Origin of the sequence: Catellatospora sp. TT07R-123, assembly GCF_018327705.1 — a bacterium.
Lineage (GTDB): Bacteria > Actinomycetota > Actinomycetes > Mycobacteriales > Micromonosporaceae > Catellatospora.
Genome location: NZ_BNEM01000001.1, coordinates 4,262,685 through 4,278,980 on the forward strand (window position 1 = coordinate 4,262,685; position 16,296 = coordinate 4,278,980).

A 16,296-nucleotide genomic window follows, 5' to 3' on the forward strand; every position below is an offset into this window, starting at 1 on the left:
CCCATCATGTCACCGCGCCCGGTGCGTGACCTGTCCGTCCTCCACGGTCCACACCTGGGTCGCGGTGGTGATCTCGATGCGGACCGGCCGCTCGTCGACCACGCCCTCGGCCGAGTCCCACCAGGCCCCGAACCAGCCGCCGGACAGGCTCAACGTGACCTTCTTCCCGCTGCGCAGCTCGGCCCTGCCGCTGACCGCGCCCTCCGGCGCCAGCCCCAGCAGCCACCCGTGCCGGCTGTGGTCGGAGTCGATGAACTGCATGGCCTGCCAGACGCTGCTCGGGTCCCGCAGTGCCGCGACCGCCGTCACGGTGACCGGGCCGTCGGGCAGCCGGCGGCACACCACCATGAGGTTCTCGTCACCGTAGAGGAACGCGGCGTGGTCGCCGGTGTGCCACTTGAACCGCACCGGCGGCAGGCCGCCGAAGCCGACCTGCGCGAAGTCCGCGGCGGCGGTGCGGCGGCACGCCTCGGTCAGTGCCTGCTCCCGATAGGCGCCGTCGACGTGGCCGCCCTCGCCTTCGGTGATCATCCGGTCCGCGGTGAAGGCGCGCACGGCGGCGTGGCGCAGCCCGCCGTCCGGCGCCCAGAGCAGGTACAGGCTGCCGTCGATGAGCGCCTGGAACTGCTCACCGTTCTCGCCGTACGCCAGGATCTCGCGGGTGCCGACCGGCACCCGGCCGATGTAGTAGTCCGCGCCCTGCCGCACGCCGTTCTCGTCCGGCGGGGAGCCGGTGCCGAAGCGCGGCAGCTGCGTGCCCACATCGTTGAGCAGCGACCGGAACGGCGCCACGGGCGTGCTCCAGCTGACGCCGGTGTCATGGCTGTTGCGCTCGCACTCGACCATCAGGCTCGTGTCGCCGGTCGCGTAGACGCGCAGCCCCAGCTCGCCGTCGGCGACGTCGAACCGCAGCGTCGGCAGCGCGCCCCGCAACGACGGGTCCAGGCGGCTGCGGTCCTCCTCCAGCCACTTCTGGTCACACGCCTGCGCGAACCCGGCGCGCCACGCCGAGCTGCCCCTCGCGGTGGGCGAGGCGCTGGGCGAGGCCAGCGGCTCCACGATGCCCGCGCCGCCGGTGGGCCACACCAGGAAGGCGATCGCGACCAGCACGGCCACGCCCGCCACCGCCCAGCCCGCCATCCTGCGGCGGGCACCGGTGCCCGCGCGCTGCTCGATCTCGGTCACCGTCATGGTGAAGCGCTCCTCCCCGTACTCCTCGGTGAGCCTGGTGCGCAGGTCGTCGACGGTCATCACGCCACCTCCGGGGTGCAGCGCAGCGCCGTCACTGCGGCGGGCTCGAGTTGGTGACGAAGAGATCTCAGGGCGCGGTGCAGGTGCGCGGTCACGGTGCCCTCGGCGATGCCGAGCAGGTCGGCGGTCTCGGCGACGCTCAGGTCGGCCAGCAACCGCAGCGCCACCACCTCGCGCTGGCGCCGGGGCAGGGTCGCGAGCAGCTTGCGCAGGTCGCCGTCCGGCTCGCGGACGGCGCTTCGCTCCGGGACGTCGCCCAGGACCTCCCGGCGCAGCCGGCGCCATACCGAACGCTGCACGTTCAGCGCGGTGACCAGCACCCAGCCGGTGGGGTTGGGGTGCTCGCGGACCGTCGCCCACCGGGCGCACGCCCGCGCGTACGCCTCGGCGACCGCGTCCTCGGCCGCTGCGCGGTTGCCACCGGCGGCGAGCACGGCGCGGAACACCGCGTCCTTGCCGCTGAGGTAGAACTCCGCGAAGTCGTTCATCCCTGTCTCCCTCGTCACCTGGGAGTACTCCCGGGAGCCCAGGAAGCATTACCTAGTTCGATAACGAATTGATAACTAGTCAATCTGTACAGCGAATGCGGCAGACCACCGGTCGATCTGCGCATTCTGATCAGCGTCCGTACTGACAGTTGCCCAGCTCACGGCTGGCGCGCCATTCTTCGGCCATGACCGCTGTCGCTCATCCGGCCGCCACCCACGCGGCACCGCTGCACGACCCGTTCCCGGTGAAGGGCGTCGACCACCTCGCCTTCCTCGTGGGCAACGCCCGGCAGGCGGCCCACTACTACTCGACCGCGTTCGGGATGACCCTGGTCGCCTACCGCGGCCCCGAGCAGGGCTACCGCGACTACGCCGAGTACGTGCTCACCTCGGGCAGCGCCAGGTTCGTGCTGCGGGGCGCCGTGCACGCGGCCGCGCCCGGCGCCGAGCACCACGCCCGGCACGGCGACGGCGTCACCGACATCGCGCTGGAGGTCCCCGACGTCGACGCCGCGTACGCGTACGCCGTCGAGCACGGCGCCACCGGTCTGCAGGCCCCGGTCGACCGCACCGACGCGCACGGCACGGTCCGCGTCGCCGCCATCGCCGCGTACGGCGACACCCGGCACACCCTGATCGACCGCTCGCGCTACCACGGCCCGTTCGAGCCCGGCTTCGTCGCCGCGCACCCGGTCGTCGACCGGTCCGCCGCGGTCGCCGCAGGCGCCCCGAAGCGCTTCTTCCAGGCCGTCGACCACGTCGTCGGCAACGTGGAGCTCGGCCGGATGGACGAGTGGGTGGAGTTCTACCACCGCGTCATGGGCTTCACGAACATGGCCGAGTTCATCGGCGACGACATCGCCACCGACTACTCGGCGCTGATGAGCAAGGTCGTCGCCAACGGCACCCGCAAGGTGAAGTTCCCGCTCAACGAGCCGGCCATCGCCCGCAAGAAGTCCCAGATCGACGAGTACCTGGAGTTCTACGGCGGCCCCGGCGCCCAGCACATCGCGCTGGCGACCAACGACATCCTCGCCACCGTCGACGCGATGCGGGCGGCGGGCGTGGAGTTCCTGGCCACCCCCGACTCGTACTACGACGACCCGGAGCTGCGCGCCCGCATCGGCCACGTCCGCGTGCCGATCGAGGAGCTCAAGCAGCGCCGCATCCTGGTCGACCGGGACGAGGACGGCTACCTGCTCCAGATCTTCACCAAGCCGGTGCAGGACCGCCCGACCGTCTTCTTCGAGCTGATCGAGCGCCACGGCTCGCTCGGCTTCGGCAAGGGGAACTTCAAGGCCCTGTTCGAGGCCATCGAGCGCGAGCAGGAAACCCGCGGCAACCTCTGACCCCGGACCGGCGGTGAGGAAGGGCACCTTCTTATCGGAATACGTGATGGAAGGTGCCCTTCTCAACGTCACCGGACGCGAGCCGGCCCCTTTCCAGAGCTGGGGGGCCGGCTCGCTCCCCTCCCGCAGCGCACGACCGCCGGGACGCTCATGCGGCGTTGACGTGGAAGGATGTCTCGCATGACCACCCCCGTGCCCCCCGGCCCGACCCCCGATCAGCAGGGCGTCGTCCGGCCCCCGATACCGGCCGGATATCCGCAGCCCGGCATCCCGCACCAGGCCCCACCGCCGTGGGGCGCGCAGCCCGGCGGCTGGACGCCGCCGCCCCCGCAGCCCGGCGCCTGGAGCCCGATGCTGGTGCCGCTCGCGCCCAACGGCGCCCCGCTGGCCAGCTTCGGCCAGCGCCTCGGTGCTCACCTGATCGACACCCTGGTATACATGGCGATCTACTTCGTGCTCCTCATCCCGGTGATGATCATCTGGATCAGCTCGATCGTGAGCATGAGCCCGGACGCGAACGGGCAGGTGCCGTCGGACGAGGTCTTCACGCTGATGGCCACCATGTTCGGTGTGATGATCGCCATCGTCGGGGTGCTGCTGCTGTTCACGTACCTCTACTACGTGGAGTACCAGCTGCGCACCAACGGGCGCACTCTTGGAAAGAAGCTGATGAAGCTCCAGGTGGTGCCGGTGGACCCCACCCAGCCGCTGACCCGGGGCGACCTGGCCAAGCGCTGGGGGATCCAGTACGTCGCCGCCGCGTTCGTCCCGTTCCTCAGCTACCTGGACGGGCTCTGGCAGCTGTGGGACAAGCCGCTGCAGCAGTGCCTGCACGACAAGGTGGCTAAGACCGTCGTGGTGAAGGTCGGTTAAATAGCAGTCATGACGATCAGCCCCGGGTGGTACAAGGACCCTGCCGATCCCAGTACGCAGCGCTACTGGGACGGTGAGGGCTGGATCGGTGCGGCCCTGCCCGCCGACACCACGCCGCCGGACGGTCCGCCGGAGCCCGAACCCGCCCCGCCGCCCCCGCCCCCGCCGATCACCGCCCCGCCCGCGGGCGGGGTCAGCGCGTCCCGCGACGGCGTCACGCCGCCGGTCTTCCCGCCGCCGCCGTTCGGCAGGCCGGGGCCTGGCGGTCCGGCCGGTCCGGGCAACCGGCCGCTGCCGCCCGGCTGGCCGCACCCCCTCCCGACCGCGCCGGTACGCCCGCACGGCATGCCGCTGGCCTCCCCCGGCGTACGCCTCGGCGCGCGGTTCATCGACTTCCTGGTCGTGCTCGGCCTCAACGTCCTGATCAACGGCTGGTTCGTGTACCTGTGGCTGCGCGACTTCGTGCCGCTCGTGCAGGCCACGTACCAGAAGATGCTCGACGGCGAGCAGCTCACCGACGTGAGCCGCCCGACCCAGGCCAACGGCCTGTTCCTCGTGATCATCTTCATCGCGCTGGGCCTGTGGTTCGCCTACGAGGTGCCCGCCACGGCGCACTCCGGGCAGACGTTCGGCAAGCGCATCATGCGTATCAAGGTCGTCCCGGTGGAGAGCCTGGAGCCGCTGCGCACCGGCCGCGCCTGGCGCCGCTGGACCCCGATGGCGCTGCCGCTGCTGCTCATCCCCTGCTGCGCGATCCTCTTCGTGATCCCGCAGATCCTCGACGCCGTCCTGATCCTGATGGACCGGCGGCAGCGCATGGCCTGGCACGACCGCTCGGCCGGCACGTACGTGGTCCAGCTGCCCGACGCATCCCGTCCCCAGAAGAGAGGTGCCTGATGACCAAGCGGAGCCTCACCCGCCCCGACCTCGCCGCCCTGCCCAACTACGTGCCCGGCAGGTCCGTGCCCGGCGCGATCAAGCTGGCCAGCAACGAGGTCCCGTACGGCCCGCTGCCCGGCGTCGCCGAGGCCGTGGCCGAGGCGGTCACCAACGTGCACCGCTACCCGGACATGGGCGTCGGCGCCCTGCGCGACAAGTTCGCCAAGCGCCTCGGCGTGCCCGCCGAGCGGGTCGTCACCGGCTGCGGCTCGGTCGCGCTGGCCGAGCACCTGGTCCGCGCCACCTGCCTGCCCGGCGACGAGCTGGTCTACGCGTGGCGCTCGTTCGAGGCATACCCGATCATCGCCGCGACCACCGGCGCCACCTCGGTGAAGGTGCCCAACACGGCGGTGCACGGCCACGACCTCGACGCGATGGCCGCGGCGATCACCGACCGCACCCGCCTGATCCTCGTCTGCAACCCGAACAACCCGACCGGCACCAGCGTGCGCCGCGACGAGATCGACGCGTTCCTGGCCAAGGTGCCCGAGGACGTGCTGGTCGTGCTCGACGAGGCGTACAAGGAGTTCGTCACCGACCCGAACGTGCCCGACGGCGTCGAGGTGTACGGCGACCGGCCCAACGTCGCGGTGCTGCGCACCCTCAGCAAGGCGTGGGGCCTGGCCGGGCTGCGCATCGGCTACCTGGTGGCCCAGCCCGAGGTCGCCGACGCGGTCCGCAAGGTGGTCACCCCGTTCTCCACCAGCCTGCCCGCGCAGGCCGCGGCGTTGGCCGCCCTCGACGCCGAGGACGAGATGCGCCGCCGCTGCGACCTCGTCATCGCCGAGCGGGCCCGGGTCGCCAAGGCGCTGCACGAGCACCTGCCGAGCGTCCCCGAGAGCCAGGCCAACTTCGTGTGGCTGCCGCTGGGCGACCAGGCGGCGGCCTTCGCGCAGGTGTGCGAGGCGGAAGGGGTCATCGTGCGGCCGTTCGCCGGCGACGGCGTACGCGTCACCATCGGCACCGCCGAGGAGAACGACGCCCTGCTGCGTGCCGCCGAGAAGTACTTCGGCTGAGCGGCGGACGGGGGATGGCGTGGCGGAACCTGCCGCGTAGGACACGTGTCGCGATCACCGGCGCCGTCTGCGCGGCGCTGGTGGCGGGCAGCGGGCTCGTGGTGTGGCGTGTCCTGCGCCCCACCGACACCGTCACCACGGCGACCCGGCCGATGCCCAAGCGCGTCATCCCCGGACCCGGCGCCCTCGGCGCGCTGATCTCGGCACCGCTCATCGTCGGCGACCGGATCCGCATCCACGCCGCGCCGCGCCAGGTCTGGGCCGACGGCCCGGCCGACTACAAGTACGAGACCAGCGCCCTGTGGTCACTGCGCCGCTGGCCGGCCGAACTCGTCGGCATCGTGACCGTGGGCGAGGAGCCGATCGTCGTCAGCGCGTGGAGCGACGGCATGCTCGTCGGCACCGACGCCCGCGACGGCAAGACCATCTGGTCGGTACGCGGGGACGTGCTCGGCGACGGCTACCAGGGGCGGCGCACCGGCGCCGCCACCGTCTACGACCCGCCGGGCCTGTTCACCGCCGACGGGACCGTGCTGACCACGGGCGGCAACACCATCACCGCGTACGACCCGACGACCGGCGCCGTACGCTGGCGCCACGAGCTGCCCGCCTGCCACGGCACCGCATTCACCGGCGCGACCCAGTTCCTCGTGCTGGACACCTGCGCGCACACGCTGCTGCGCTACTCCGCCGACACCGGCGCACCGCTGCCGCCGCTGGGCACGTCGCCCACTGCGGCCGAGCCGGTGTCGTGCGCCGTCGGCGCCTCCGACTGCCTCGGCGTACGCGTCACCGCCGCCGACGGCACGCACGCGTGGCTGCTGCCCCCGGCCGCGTCCGGCACCGAGGCGCCGTCGATCCCGCTGGCCGCGCCGGGCGCCCTGATCACCGGTACGCCCCGCGCCCCCGTCGCCGTGGTGACCACTGTGAACCCTGCGGCGGTGACCGAGCTGACCAGCCACGATCCCGCCACCGGCGAGGTCCGCTGGACCTGGCGCCCGCAGCCGGGCGACCCCGCGCCGACGCTGCTGCCCACCGGCGCCCGGGACCGCATCCTGCTGGTCACTCCCGACCACACGCTGATCGCCGTGAACGCCGAATCCGGGAAGGAGCTGTCTCGCTCCCCCCTGGACCTCTACTACGAGGACCCGGCCTTCCCGTACACCCTCGGCCACGTGTATGCCTCCGGCCACTACCTCGTCCTCGAACGCCTCCGCCCGGACACCCCCGCCGACGCCCCCGACACCCTCTACTACCCCTCCCCCCGCCCCGTCCTCCTAGCCGCCTCCTAACCCACCCCCTCCCCTAACCCCGTGCCCCCGGCACCGGCCCCAGGCCCAACTCGTCGATCATGAACTTATGGCGCGGTTCGACGGTGTGTCGCGGGCACAACTTCATGATCGTCGGCGCCGACCGACAGAGTCAGGACCATGGGAGCTCTTTGTCGTCCCAGGCGACCGCCACCATCACCGTCCTGCGGCCGAGTCGCCACGGCGGTGCGGGCCCCGAGGCGACGTTGCACAGATGGTCGACGGTCGGCGGTAGGGGTTCGCCGGCCAACGCTCGGTCCAGGGCAGCGCCCAGGTCTACGAACTCCGGGGCGCCCCATCGCGCGGTGAGCGCCTGGGTCAGCCGGTCGCGCATCTGCCCATAGACCAGGTATGTCGACCCCATTGCGGCCTGGGCGTCCTCATCCCAGAAGTCCCGGCTCTCCATCAGCCTCGCAACATGCAGCCCAGGCCGGGAGACGCCGTTGTCCCGGGCTTCTTGGTGAGCGGGAAGGGGCTCCTTCACCAGCAGCTCGGCTGTGCCGACCCAACTTTCAAGATCCACCCGGCGAACGGTAGCAGTCCCGTAAGCGTCCTGGGGAGTCCTGCCGCTGGAGGCCGGTTCGTTGGTGCAGTTTCGGGGAAAGTGCTGGAATCGGGCTTCGGATTCCAGCACTTTCCCCGAAACTGCACGCTGCCCGTGGGGAGGCACGCTTCCCGTTTGGGGAGGCAGGGTGCGGTGATTTGGTGCATCGTGGTTGTGCTGGCGGTGTCGCGGTGGTGTGTCGGCGGTCCTGGGCTCGTGATCGCTGGTTGCGGTCGGGATCTGGCCTGAGGCGTGAGATTGTGACCGAGGACGGCGATCACATCCCGGACTTCAGGTCCCCGTGACCCGCATCCACCGCAGCTGGTGCCGTGTCTGTGGTGTTGCGCTATCGGGTCGGTGGCCGGTGGTTGATCACGGTGGTGGGGTGGGGACACGCCGCCGAACACGTCCACAAGTTCATGATCGACGTGGAGGAGCGGGCCGAGCTGGCAGCAGACCCCGGCCCCCGGAGGGCGGCCGGTGCTGGTAGCAGGCCAGGACCCGGGGGCCGGCCAGTCGGCTGGTGCTGCCAGCAGGCCCAGGCCGAGGGGGCTGGGCCTGAGGGGGCTGGGCCTGAGCCGGCCCGGGGTCGGCCTGGTGCCGGGGCGGTGTGGGCGGGTGGTGGTGTTGTCCGGCGGTGGGGAAAGGTGGTGGGTAAACGCGTCAAGGCCCACCCCTGGGGGGTGGGCCTTGACAGCGATGTTTGTCCGGCGGTGTCCTACTCTCCCACAACGTCCCCGTTGCAGTACCATCGGCGCTGGAGGGCTTAGCTTCCGGGTTCGGAATGTTTCCGGGCGTTTCCCCTCCGCCATGACCGCCGTAACACTATCAACATATCAACCCTTGCCTACGACACCGAACGGTGGAGGCGGTTGCATGCCGTGATGTGCATGGTGGACGCGAGCGTTTCTTTGCGCAGCTTCTGACGTAAAGATAGTTAGGTAAGTCCTCGGCCTATTAGTACCAGTCGACTGAACACATTGCTGTGCTTACATCTCTGGCCTATCAACCCGGTGGTCTAGCCGGGGGCCTTACCCCATCTCTGGGTGGGAGACCTCATCTTGAAGCGAGCTTCCCGCTTAGATGCTTTCAGCGGTTATCCCTTCCGAACGTAGCCAACCAGCCATGCCCCTGGCGGGACAACTGGCACACCAGAGGTTCGTCCGTCCCGGTCCTCTCGTACTAGGGACAGCCCTTCTCAAGTCTCCTGCGCGCACGGCGGATAGGGACCGAACTGTCTCACGACGTTCTAAACCCAGCTCGCGTACCGCTTTAATGGGCGAACAGCCCAACCCTTGGGACCTACTCCAGCCCCAGGATGCGACGAGCCGACATCGAGGTGCCAAACCATCCCGTCGATATGGACTCTTGGGGAAGATCAGCCTGTTATCCCCGGGGTACCTTTTATCCGTTGAGCGACACCGCTTCCACATGCCAGTGCCGGATCACTAGTCCCGACTTTCGTCCCTGCTCGACCCGTCAGTCTCACAGTCAAGCTCCCTTGTGCACTTACACTCAACACCTGATTGCCAACCAGGCTGAGGGAACCTTTGGGCGCCTCCGTTACCCTTTAGGAGGCAACCGCCCCAGTTAAACTACCCACCAGACACTGTCCCTGAACCGGATCACGGTCCGAGGTTAGATACCCAGATCAAACAGAGTGGTATTTCAACGATGGCTCCACCATGACTGGCGTCACAGCTTCAAAGCCTCCCACCTATCCTACACAATCTGAACCGAATACCAATGTCAAGCTATAGTGAAGGTCCCGGGGTCTTTCCGTCCTGCCGCGCGTAACGAGCATCTTTACTCGTACTGCAATTTCGCCGGGCCTGTGGTTGAGACAGTGGGGAAGTCGTTACGCCATTCGTGCAGGTCGGAACTTACCCGACAAGGAATTTCGCTACCTTAGGATGGTTATAGTTACCACCGCCGTTTACTGGCGCTTAAGTTCTCCGCTTCACCCCGAAAGGCTGACAGGTCCCCTTAACGTTCCAGCACCGGGCAGGCGTCAGTCCATATACAGCGTCTTACGACTTCGCATGGACCTGTGTTTTTAGTAAACAGTCGCTTCCCCCTGCTCTCTGCGACCCCACCCAGCTCCAGCCGCGAAGGCCTTCACCAGACGAGGCCCCCCTTCTCCCTAAGTTACGGGGGCAATTTGCCGAGTTCCTTAACCACAGTTCGCCCGATCGCCTCGGTATTCTCTACCTGACCACCTGTGTCGGTTTGGGGTACGGGCCGCGCACAGCTCGCTAGAGGCTTTTCTCGGCAGCATAGGATCATCGACTTCACCTGATACGGCTCGGCATCACGTCTCAGCCTGTTGTGGTGCGGATTTGCCTACACCACGGCCTACACGCTTACCCCAGGACAACCACCGCCTGGGCTCGACTACCTTCCTGCGTCACCCCATCGCTCAACTACTACCAGCCAAGATCCCAGCACTCGCGCTTCCCACCCGAAGGTGATCCACGTCCATGAAGGTTAGTACAGCCAGGTTCGTCGCGGGCGCTGCTTTGCGGGTACGGGAATATCAACCCGTTGTCCATCGACTACGCCTCTCGGCCTCGCCTTAGGTCCCGACTCACCCAGAGCAGATTAGCTTGACTCTGGAACCCTTGGTCATCCGGCGGCAGGGTTTCTCACCCTGCATTCGCTACTCATGCCTGCATTCTCACTCGCGTGGCGTCCACGGCTAGATCACTCTGCCGCTTCACCCGCCACACGACGCTCCCCTACCCATCCACACACCTGGACCAGCTCACGCTGGCCGAGTCATTGTGTGAATGCCACAGCTTCGGCGGTGTGCTTGAGCCCCGCTACATTGTCGGCGCGGAACCACTTGACCAGTGAGCTATTACGCACTCTTTCAAGGGTGGCTGCTTCTAAGCCAACCTCCTGGTTGTCTATGCGATCCCACATCCTTTTCCACTTAGCACACGCTTAGGGGCCTTAGCTGGTGATCTGGGCTGTTTCCCTCTCGACTACGAAGCTTATCCCCCGCAGTCTCACTGCCGCGCTCTCACTTACCGGCATTCGGAGTTTAGCTGACTTCGGTAAGCTTGTGGGCCCCCTAGGCCATCCAGTAGCTCTACCTCCGGCAAGAAACACGCGACGCTGCACCTAAATGCATTTCGGGGAGAACCAGCTATCACGGAGTTTGATTGGCCTTTCACCCCTAACCACAGGTCATCCCCCAATTTTTCAACATTGGTGGGTTCGGTCCTCCACGACGTCTTACCGTCGCTTCAACCTGCCCATGGCTAGATCACCCCGCTTCGGGTCTAGAGCATGCGACTAAAGCGCCCTATTCAGACTCGCTTTCGCTACGGCTTCCCCACACGGGTTAACCTCGCCACATGCCACTAACTCGCAGGCTCATTCTTCAAAAGGCACGCCGTCACCTCAGAACAAGTCCTCAGCTCCGACGGATTGTAGGCAGACGGTTTCAGGTACTATTTCACTCCCCTCCCGGGGTACTTTTCACCATTCCCTCACGGTACTAGTCCGCTATCGGTCACCAGGGAGTATTCAGCCTTACCAGGTGGTCCTGGCAGATTCACGGCAGATTACAGGAGTCCGCCGCTACTCGGGAACACCCACCACAGGTCGTAAACTTTCAGCTACAGGACTCTCACCCTCTACGGTCCCTCATTCCAGAGGATTCGCCTAGCCCACGACTTTATAACTGTGTCACCCAGTGTCAGCTGGATCTGCAGGGTCCCACAACCCCGCGTACGCAACCCCTGACAGGTATCACACGCACACGGTTTAGGCTACATCCGCTTTCGCTCGCCACTACTCACGGAATCACATGTTGTTTTCTCTTCCTACCGGTACTGAGATGTTTCACTTCCCGGCGTTCCCTCCACACACCCTATGAATTCAGGTGCGGGTAACCCGACATGACTCGGGCTGGGTTCCCCCATTCGGACACCCTGGGATCACAGCTTGGTTGACAGCTCCCCCAGGCCTATCGCGGCCTCCCACGTCCTTCATCGGCTCCTGGTGCCAAGGCATCCACCGTCTGCCCTTAAAAACTTACCTACAATACGCAGAAAACAAAGATGCTCGCGTCCACTATGCACATCTCAACAAACAACCAACCCACACCCACACCCGAAACACACACCACACACGCGGCAGTTTGAATCAGAAGATGCGATCGGCGATCCAGAAAAAACCCGCCCCGAACTCGGAGCTTGTTCTTTCAGGACCCAACAGGGTGCTATACGAAGCCATCAGCCGCACCGGGCCGTTCCACGCACACGAAGATGCAGTACTAGGGATCCGGCCGTTGCCGATACTTCTCTGCCAGCGTCTCCGCCATATGAGCCCCACTGCTGACACTCGCAGCAGCTGGGTCCTGACCCGCTTTCGCAGGTAGGTGCTCCTTAGAAAGGAGGTGATCCAGCCGCACCTTCCGGTACGGCTACCTTGTTACGACTTCGTCCCAATCACCAGCCCCACCTTCGACCACTCCCTCCCTTACGGGTTGGGCCATGGGCTTCGGGTGTTGCCGACTTTCGTGACGTGACGGGCGGTGTGTACAAGGCCCGGGAACGTATTCACCGCAGCGTTGCTGATCTGCGATTACTAGCGACTCCGACTTCACGGGGTCGAGTTGCAGACCCCGATCCGAACTGAGACCGGCTTTTTGGGATTCGCTCCACCTCACGGTATCGCAGCCCATTGTACCGGCCATTGTAGCATGCGTGAAGCCCTGGACATAAGGGGCATGATGACTTGACGTCATCCCCACCTTCCTCCGAGTTGACCCCGGCAGTCTCCCATGAGTCCCCACCATAACGTGCTGGCAACATGGAACGAGGGTTGCGCTCGTTGCGGGACTTAACCCAACATCTCACGACACGAGCTGACGACAGCCATGCACCACCTGTGCACCCCCCCGAAGGACACTGAATCTCTCCAGTTTTAGAGTGCATGTCAAACCCAGGTAAGGTTCTTCGCGTCGCATCGAATTAATCCGCATGCTCCGCCGCTTGTGCGGGCCCCCGTCAATTCCTTTGAGTTTTAGCCTTGCGGCCGTACTCCCCAGGCGGGGCGCTTAATGCGTTAGCTACGGCGCAGGAAACCGGAGAGGCCCCCCACACCTAGCGCCCAACGTTTACAGCGTGGACTACCAGGGTATCTAATCCTGTTCGCTCCCCACGCTTTCGCTCCTCAGCGTCAGTATCGGCCCAGAGACCCGCCTTCGCCACCGGTGTTCCTCCTGATATCTGCGCATTTCACCGCTACACCAGGAATTCCAGTCTCCCCTACCGAACTCTAGCCTGCCCGTATCGACCGCAAGCCTGGAGTTGAGCCCCAGGTTTTCACGGACGACGCAACAAGCCGCCTACGAGCTCTTTACGCCCAATAAATCCGGACAACGCTCGCGCCCTACGTCTTACCGCGGCTGCTGGCACGTAGTTGGCCGGCGCTTCTTCTGCAGGTACCGTCACTTTCGCTTCGTCCCTGCTGAAAGAGGTTTACAACCCGAAGGCCGTCATCCCTCACGCGGCGTCGCTGCATCAGGCTTCCGCCCATTGTGCAATATTCCCCACTGCTGCCTCCCGTAGGAGTCTGGGCCGTGTCTCAGTCCCAGTGTGGCCGGTCGCCCTCTCAGGCCGGCTACCCGTCAAAGCCTTGGTAGGCCATCACCCCACCAACAAGCTGATAGGCCGCGAGCCCATCCCCAGCCGAAAAACTTTCCACCACCAGCCATGCGACCAGAAGTGAATATTCGGTATTAGCCACCGTTTCCGATGGTTATCCCAAAGCCAGGGGCAGGTTACTCACGTGTTACTCACCCGTTCGCCGCTCGAGTACCCCGAAGGGCCTTTCCGCTCGACTTGCATGTGTTAAGCACGCCGCCAGCGTTCGTCCTGAGCCAGGATCAAACTCTCCAAAAAGAATTCAAAAACCCGGCAAAAAACAACCACCGACATAAAAAATGTCCGAATGTTTGCTTAATACCAAAGGAATGACCACGACGAGGTGATCAATAAATTGGCACTGGCATATCTAGCACCCTGTTGAGTTCTCAAAGAACAAGCACACACCAACTTCGTCTCACATTGTGAGATCCCGTTTGGGGCAACTCATCCAGCTTACTAGGTCTTCCGCTTCGTGTCAACCCGCAATTTCCTGAAAGTTCAGGATCTACGAGAATCGATTCGCAGCTTTCCCAGTTCCCCGCGCACAGTCATCACCAGGTGATGATCGTTCGTGGGGGGAACCTGCAACCCGGCCGGACATCCGCATCAAGACTTTGTCTTGGCGACTTCATCCGCCCGGCTCGTTGCCGGCTCGAAGTACGTTACCCGGTCGGTTTCGCGAGCGCAAGTCCCGCACCACCCGAATGTCCACCACTTTCCGGACTTCGACTTGAGCTTCTCGCTCGCGTGTTTTGTCCGTTCCGCGCTGGCAGAGAGAACATTACGCGGACGCCGGATGACCTGGCAAATCGGGGTGGGGTGCCCGCCGTCACACTAGCTCTGAGCTGGGAAAACAGTTCCCACGACGGCACCGAGTTCGATGTCTGCCACCCGGGCGCGCAGCACGACGACGTCTCCGTCGACGAGGAAGGTGCGCTCGGCGTCCCCGACGGCCACCGGTTCCTGGCCACCCCACGTCAGCTCCAGGAACGAGCCGACCTGCCCCCGCTCGGGTCCGGAGACGGTGCCCGAGCCGTAGAGGTCGCCGGTGCGCAGGCTCGCTCCGTTGACCGTCAGGTGTGCCAGCTGCTGCGCGGGCGTCCAGTACATGGTGCGGAAGGGCGGGCTGGCCACGGTGTGGCCGTTCCACTCCACCGTGATGGCCAGGTCGAGCGCGCGGCGGTCGTCGTCGAGGTACGGCTGCACCGCTGGGTCCTGCTCGGGCGCCTCCACCCAGGCGTCGGGGCCGAACGCCGCCAGCGGCGTGATCCAGGCCGACACCGAGGTCGCGAAGGACTTGCCCAGGAACGGGCCGAGCGGCTGATATTCCCACGCCTGGATGTCGCGCGCGGACCAGTCGTTCAGCAGCACGACTCCGAAGACGTGGTCGGCGAATCGCGACCAGGGCACGGGACGGCCGAGCTCGGAGCCGACGCCGACGACGAAGCCGACCTCGGCCTCGATGTCCAGGCGCCGGGACGGGCCGAACACGCCCGCGGCGAGCTGACCGCTGGGGCGTACCACCGGAGTCTGGCTGACCACGACGGTGCCCGCGCGGCCGTGGTAGCCGATGGGCAGGTGCTTCCAGTTGGGCAGCAGCGGCGGCTGGCCCGGCCGGAAGATGTGCCCGACGTTCGCGGCGTGGTTCTCGGAGGAGTAGAAGTCCACGTAGTCGGCGACGGTCCAGGCCAGCACGTTGGTGACCTGGTCGAGCGGGACGAGCATCGGCTCGACGGCGGTGCGGTGCGCGGGGTCTGCGAGCAGTTCGGTCACCCGGTCCCGCACGGCCGCCCAGTGGGCGGGGCCGAGCGCGAGGAAGGCGTCGAGGTTGGGCTCGCGCAGGCTGCCTGCGGCCAGCACCAGGTCGGCCGCCTCGGCCGCGTCGAGGTCGAAGGCCAGCTCCCCGATGCGCACCGCGCAGCGCGGTCGCCCGTCGGCGGCGACGATCACGCCGTACGGGAGGTGGTTCAGGTCGAATCCGCTGCCGGCGGCTCCGGGCACCCAGGTCATGCGCTTCCGTCCAGTAGTCCGAGTTTTTGCAGGTCTGCGAGGGGTTCGGGGATGCTGCACGTGCCGAATCCGCACCACAGCGGCCGCGGCTGGGACCGGCGGGTGCGCACGGCCTCGATCAGCGTCAGCGGCTGGGTGGTGGCGAGCAGCCCGGCGACCTCGGCGACCTCCGTGCCGTCCGCGGCGGCGCAGGTGGCCGCGAGCACGTTCAGGAAGCCGTGGTGGGTGAAGCCGGTCTCGGGATCGGTGTGGCGGATGGCGTGGTGCAGCCCGGCGGTGAGCTTGAAGGGCAGCTGCCGCTCGTGGCACGCGATGATCACCGCGGCGAGCTCCATCGGAGTGGGGAACAGCTCGGCGGCCAGGCCGCCGGTGCGGAACTTCGCCGAGACGTCCAGGCCGCCGGCGCGCGCCTGCGCGAGCTGGTCGAGCGCGGACAGCAGCCCCCAGGCGAGCGGGATCTCGGCGAAGCCGCGCAGCTCGTGTTCGCGCAGCAGGGTGGTGAAGGAGGAGAGGGCGGGCAGCGGGTCCTCGCCGCGCCGGGCCATCGCGGCCTCCACCTGTACGACGCGGACGCCGCGCGGGGGTGGGGCGAAGCTGTCGGCGAGCGGGCCGTCGCCGATGACGCCCACGGCGATGCTCTCGTCGGCGGCCACCAGCGAGGTGAGTTGGCCCAGCTGGGAGGCGGGTACGAGCAGCGGGCCGACCAGGCCCGCGTACCAGGCGGAGCGGTGGACGCGGTGGCCGGCGACCGCGTCGGGCAGCGTGGCGCTGCCGGGCGGGAAGACCGCGGCATCGTCTAGCAGCTGAGCCAGCAACGGTGGCGTTGACATGATCAGTCAATCTAATGGACGCT

10 protein-coding genes and 3 rRNA genes are annotated in these 16,296 nt (G+C 66.6%); 5 read left to right on the forward strand and 8 right to left on the reverse strand.

The window, feature by feature from the left end; translation table 11 throughout:
* Nucleotides 1-9: 9 nt before the first annotated feature.
* Together Cs7R123_RS18455 and Cs7R123_RS18460 are read right to left on the reverse strand one after the other, a co-directional pair.
* Entirely contained in the window at nucleotides 10-1,251 is a 1,242-nt protein-coding gene (locus tag Cs7R123_RS18455; protein WP_212828099.1) for a hypothetical protein, read from the reverse strand.
* The gene (locus tag Cs7R123_RS18460) at nucleotides 1,251-1,739 is read right to left on the reverse strand and encodes a sigma-70 family RNA polymerase sigma factor (protein WP_212828100.1); all 489 of its coding nucleotides are present in this window, start codon (nucleotides 1,737-1,739) and stop codon (nucleotides 1,251-1,253) included. Before Cs7R123_RS18460 ends, Cs7R123_RS18455 begins: the two co-directional genes overlap by 1 nt.
* Nucleotides 1,740-1,924: 185 nt before the next feature.
* On the opposite strand from Cs7R123_RS18460, the gene hppD reads away from it, so the two are divergent.
* From hppD to Cs7R123_RS18485, 5 genes are all read left to right on the forward strand, one after another.
* Nucleotides 1,925-3,088, forward strand: coding sequence for a 4-hydroxyphenylpyruvate dioxygenase (gene hppD / locus Cs7R123_RS18465; protein ID WP_212828102.1), 1,164 nt, complete (start codon nucleotides 1,925-1,927; stop codon nucleotides 3,086-3,088).
* Nucleotides 3,089-3,268: 180 nt separating this feature from the next.
* Nucleotides 3,269-3,961: an RDD family protein gene (locus tag Cs7R123_RS18470; protein ID WP_212828104.1), complete on the forward strand. Its 693-nt coding sequence runs from the start codon at nucleotides 3,269-3,271 to the stop codon at nucleotides 3,959-3,961.
* Nucleotides 3,962-3,970: 9 nt separating this feature from the next.
* Nucleotides 3,971-4,858 (forward strand): RDD family protein, encoded by an 888-nt coding sequence (locus Cs7R123_RS18475; RefSeq protein WP_212828105.1) that lies wholly within the window; start codon nucleotides 3,971-3,973, stop codon nucleotides 4,856-4,858.
* Complete coding sequence (gene hisC, locus Cs7R123_RS18480; RefSeq protein ID WP_212828106.1) at nucleotides 4,858-5,916, forward strand: histidinol-phosphate transaminase; 1,059 nt, start codon at nucleotides 4,858-4,860, stop codon at nucleotides 5,914-5,916. Before Cs7R123_RS18475 ends, hisC begins: the two co-directional genes overlap by 1 nt.
* Before the next feature lie 14 nt (nucleotides 5,917-5,930).
* Nucleotides 5,931-7,208: a PQQ-binding-like beta-propeller repeat protein gene (locus Cs7R123_RS18485; RefSeq protein ID WP_212828107.1), complete on the forward strand. Its 1,278-nt coding sequence runs from the start codon at nucleotides 5,931-5,933 to the stop codon at nucleotides 7,206-7,208.
* A 130-nt stretch (nucleotides 7,209-7,338) separates the two neighbouring features.
* Here Cs7R123_RS18485 and Cs7R123_RS18490 read toward each other — a convergent pair whose 3' ends face one another.
* The 6 genes from Cs7R123_RS18490 to Cs7R123_RS18515 form a co-directional block, all read right to left on the reverse strand.
* Nucleotides 7,339-7,749: a hypothetical protein gene (locus Cs7R123_RS18490; protein ID WP_212828108.1), complete on the reverse strand. Its 411-nt coding sequence runs from the start codon at nucleotides 7,747-7,749 to the stop codon at nucleotides 7,339-7,341.
* Between the two features lie 726 nt (nucleotides 7,750-8,475).
* Nucleotides 8,476-8,592: ribosomal RNA gene (gene rrf, locus Cs7R123_RS18495) — 5S ribosomal RNA — on the reverse strand.
* 115 nt (nucleotides 8,593-8,707) lie between these two features.
* Nucleotides 8,708-11,820 (reverse strand): 23S ribosomal RNA (locus tag Cs7R123_RS18500).
* Between the two features lie 351 nt (nucleotides 11,821-12,171).
* Nucleotides 12,172-13,688, reverse strand: a 16S ribosomal RNA gene (locus Cs7R123_RS18505).
* The 16S, 23S and 5S rRNA genes sit together here, the layout of an rRNA operon.
* Nucleotides 13,689-14,267: 579 nt before the next feature.
* The gene (gene fahA / locus Cs7R123_RS18510; RefSeq protein WP_212828109.1) at nucleotides 14,268-15,443 is read right to left on the reverse strand and encodes a fumarylacetoacetase; all 1,176 of its coding nucleotides are present in this window, start codon (nucleotides 15,441-15,443) and stop codon (nucleotides 14,268-14,270) included.
* Nucleotides 15,440-16,273, reverse strand: coding sequence for a hypothetical protein (locus Cs7R123_RS18515; RefSeq protein WP_212828110.1), 834 nt, complete (start codon nucleotides 16,271-16,273; stop codon nucleotides 15,440-15,442). The genes fahA and Cs7R123_RS18515 overlap by 4 nt, the downstream gene beginning before the upstream one ends.
* Nucleotides 16,274-16,296 lie beyond the last annotated feature (23 nt).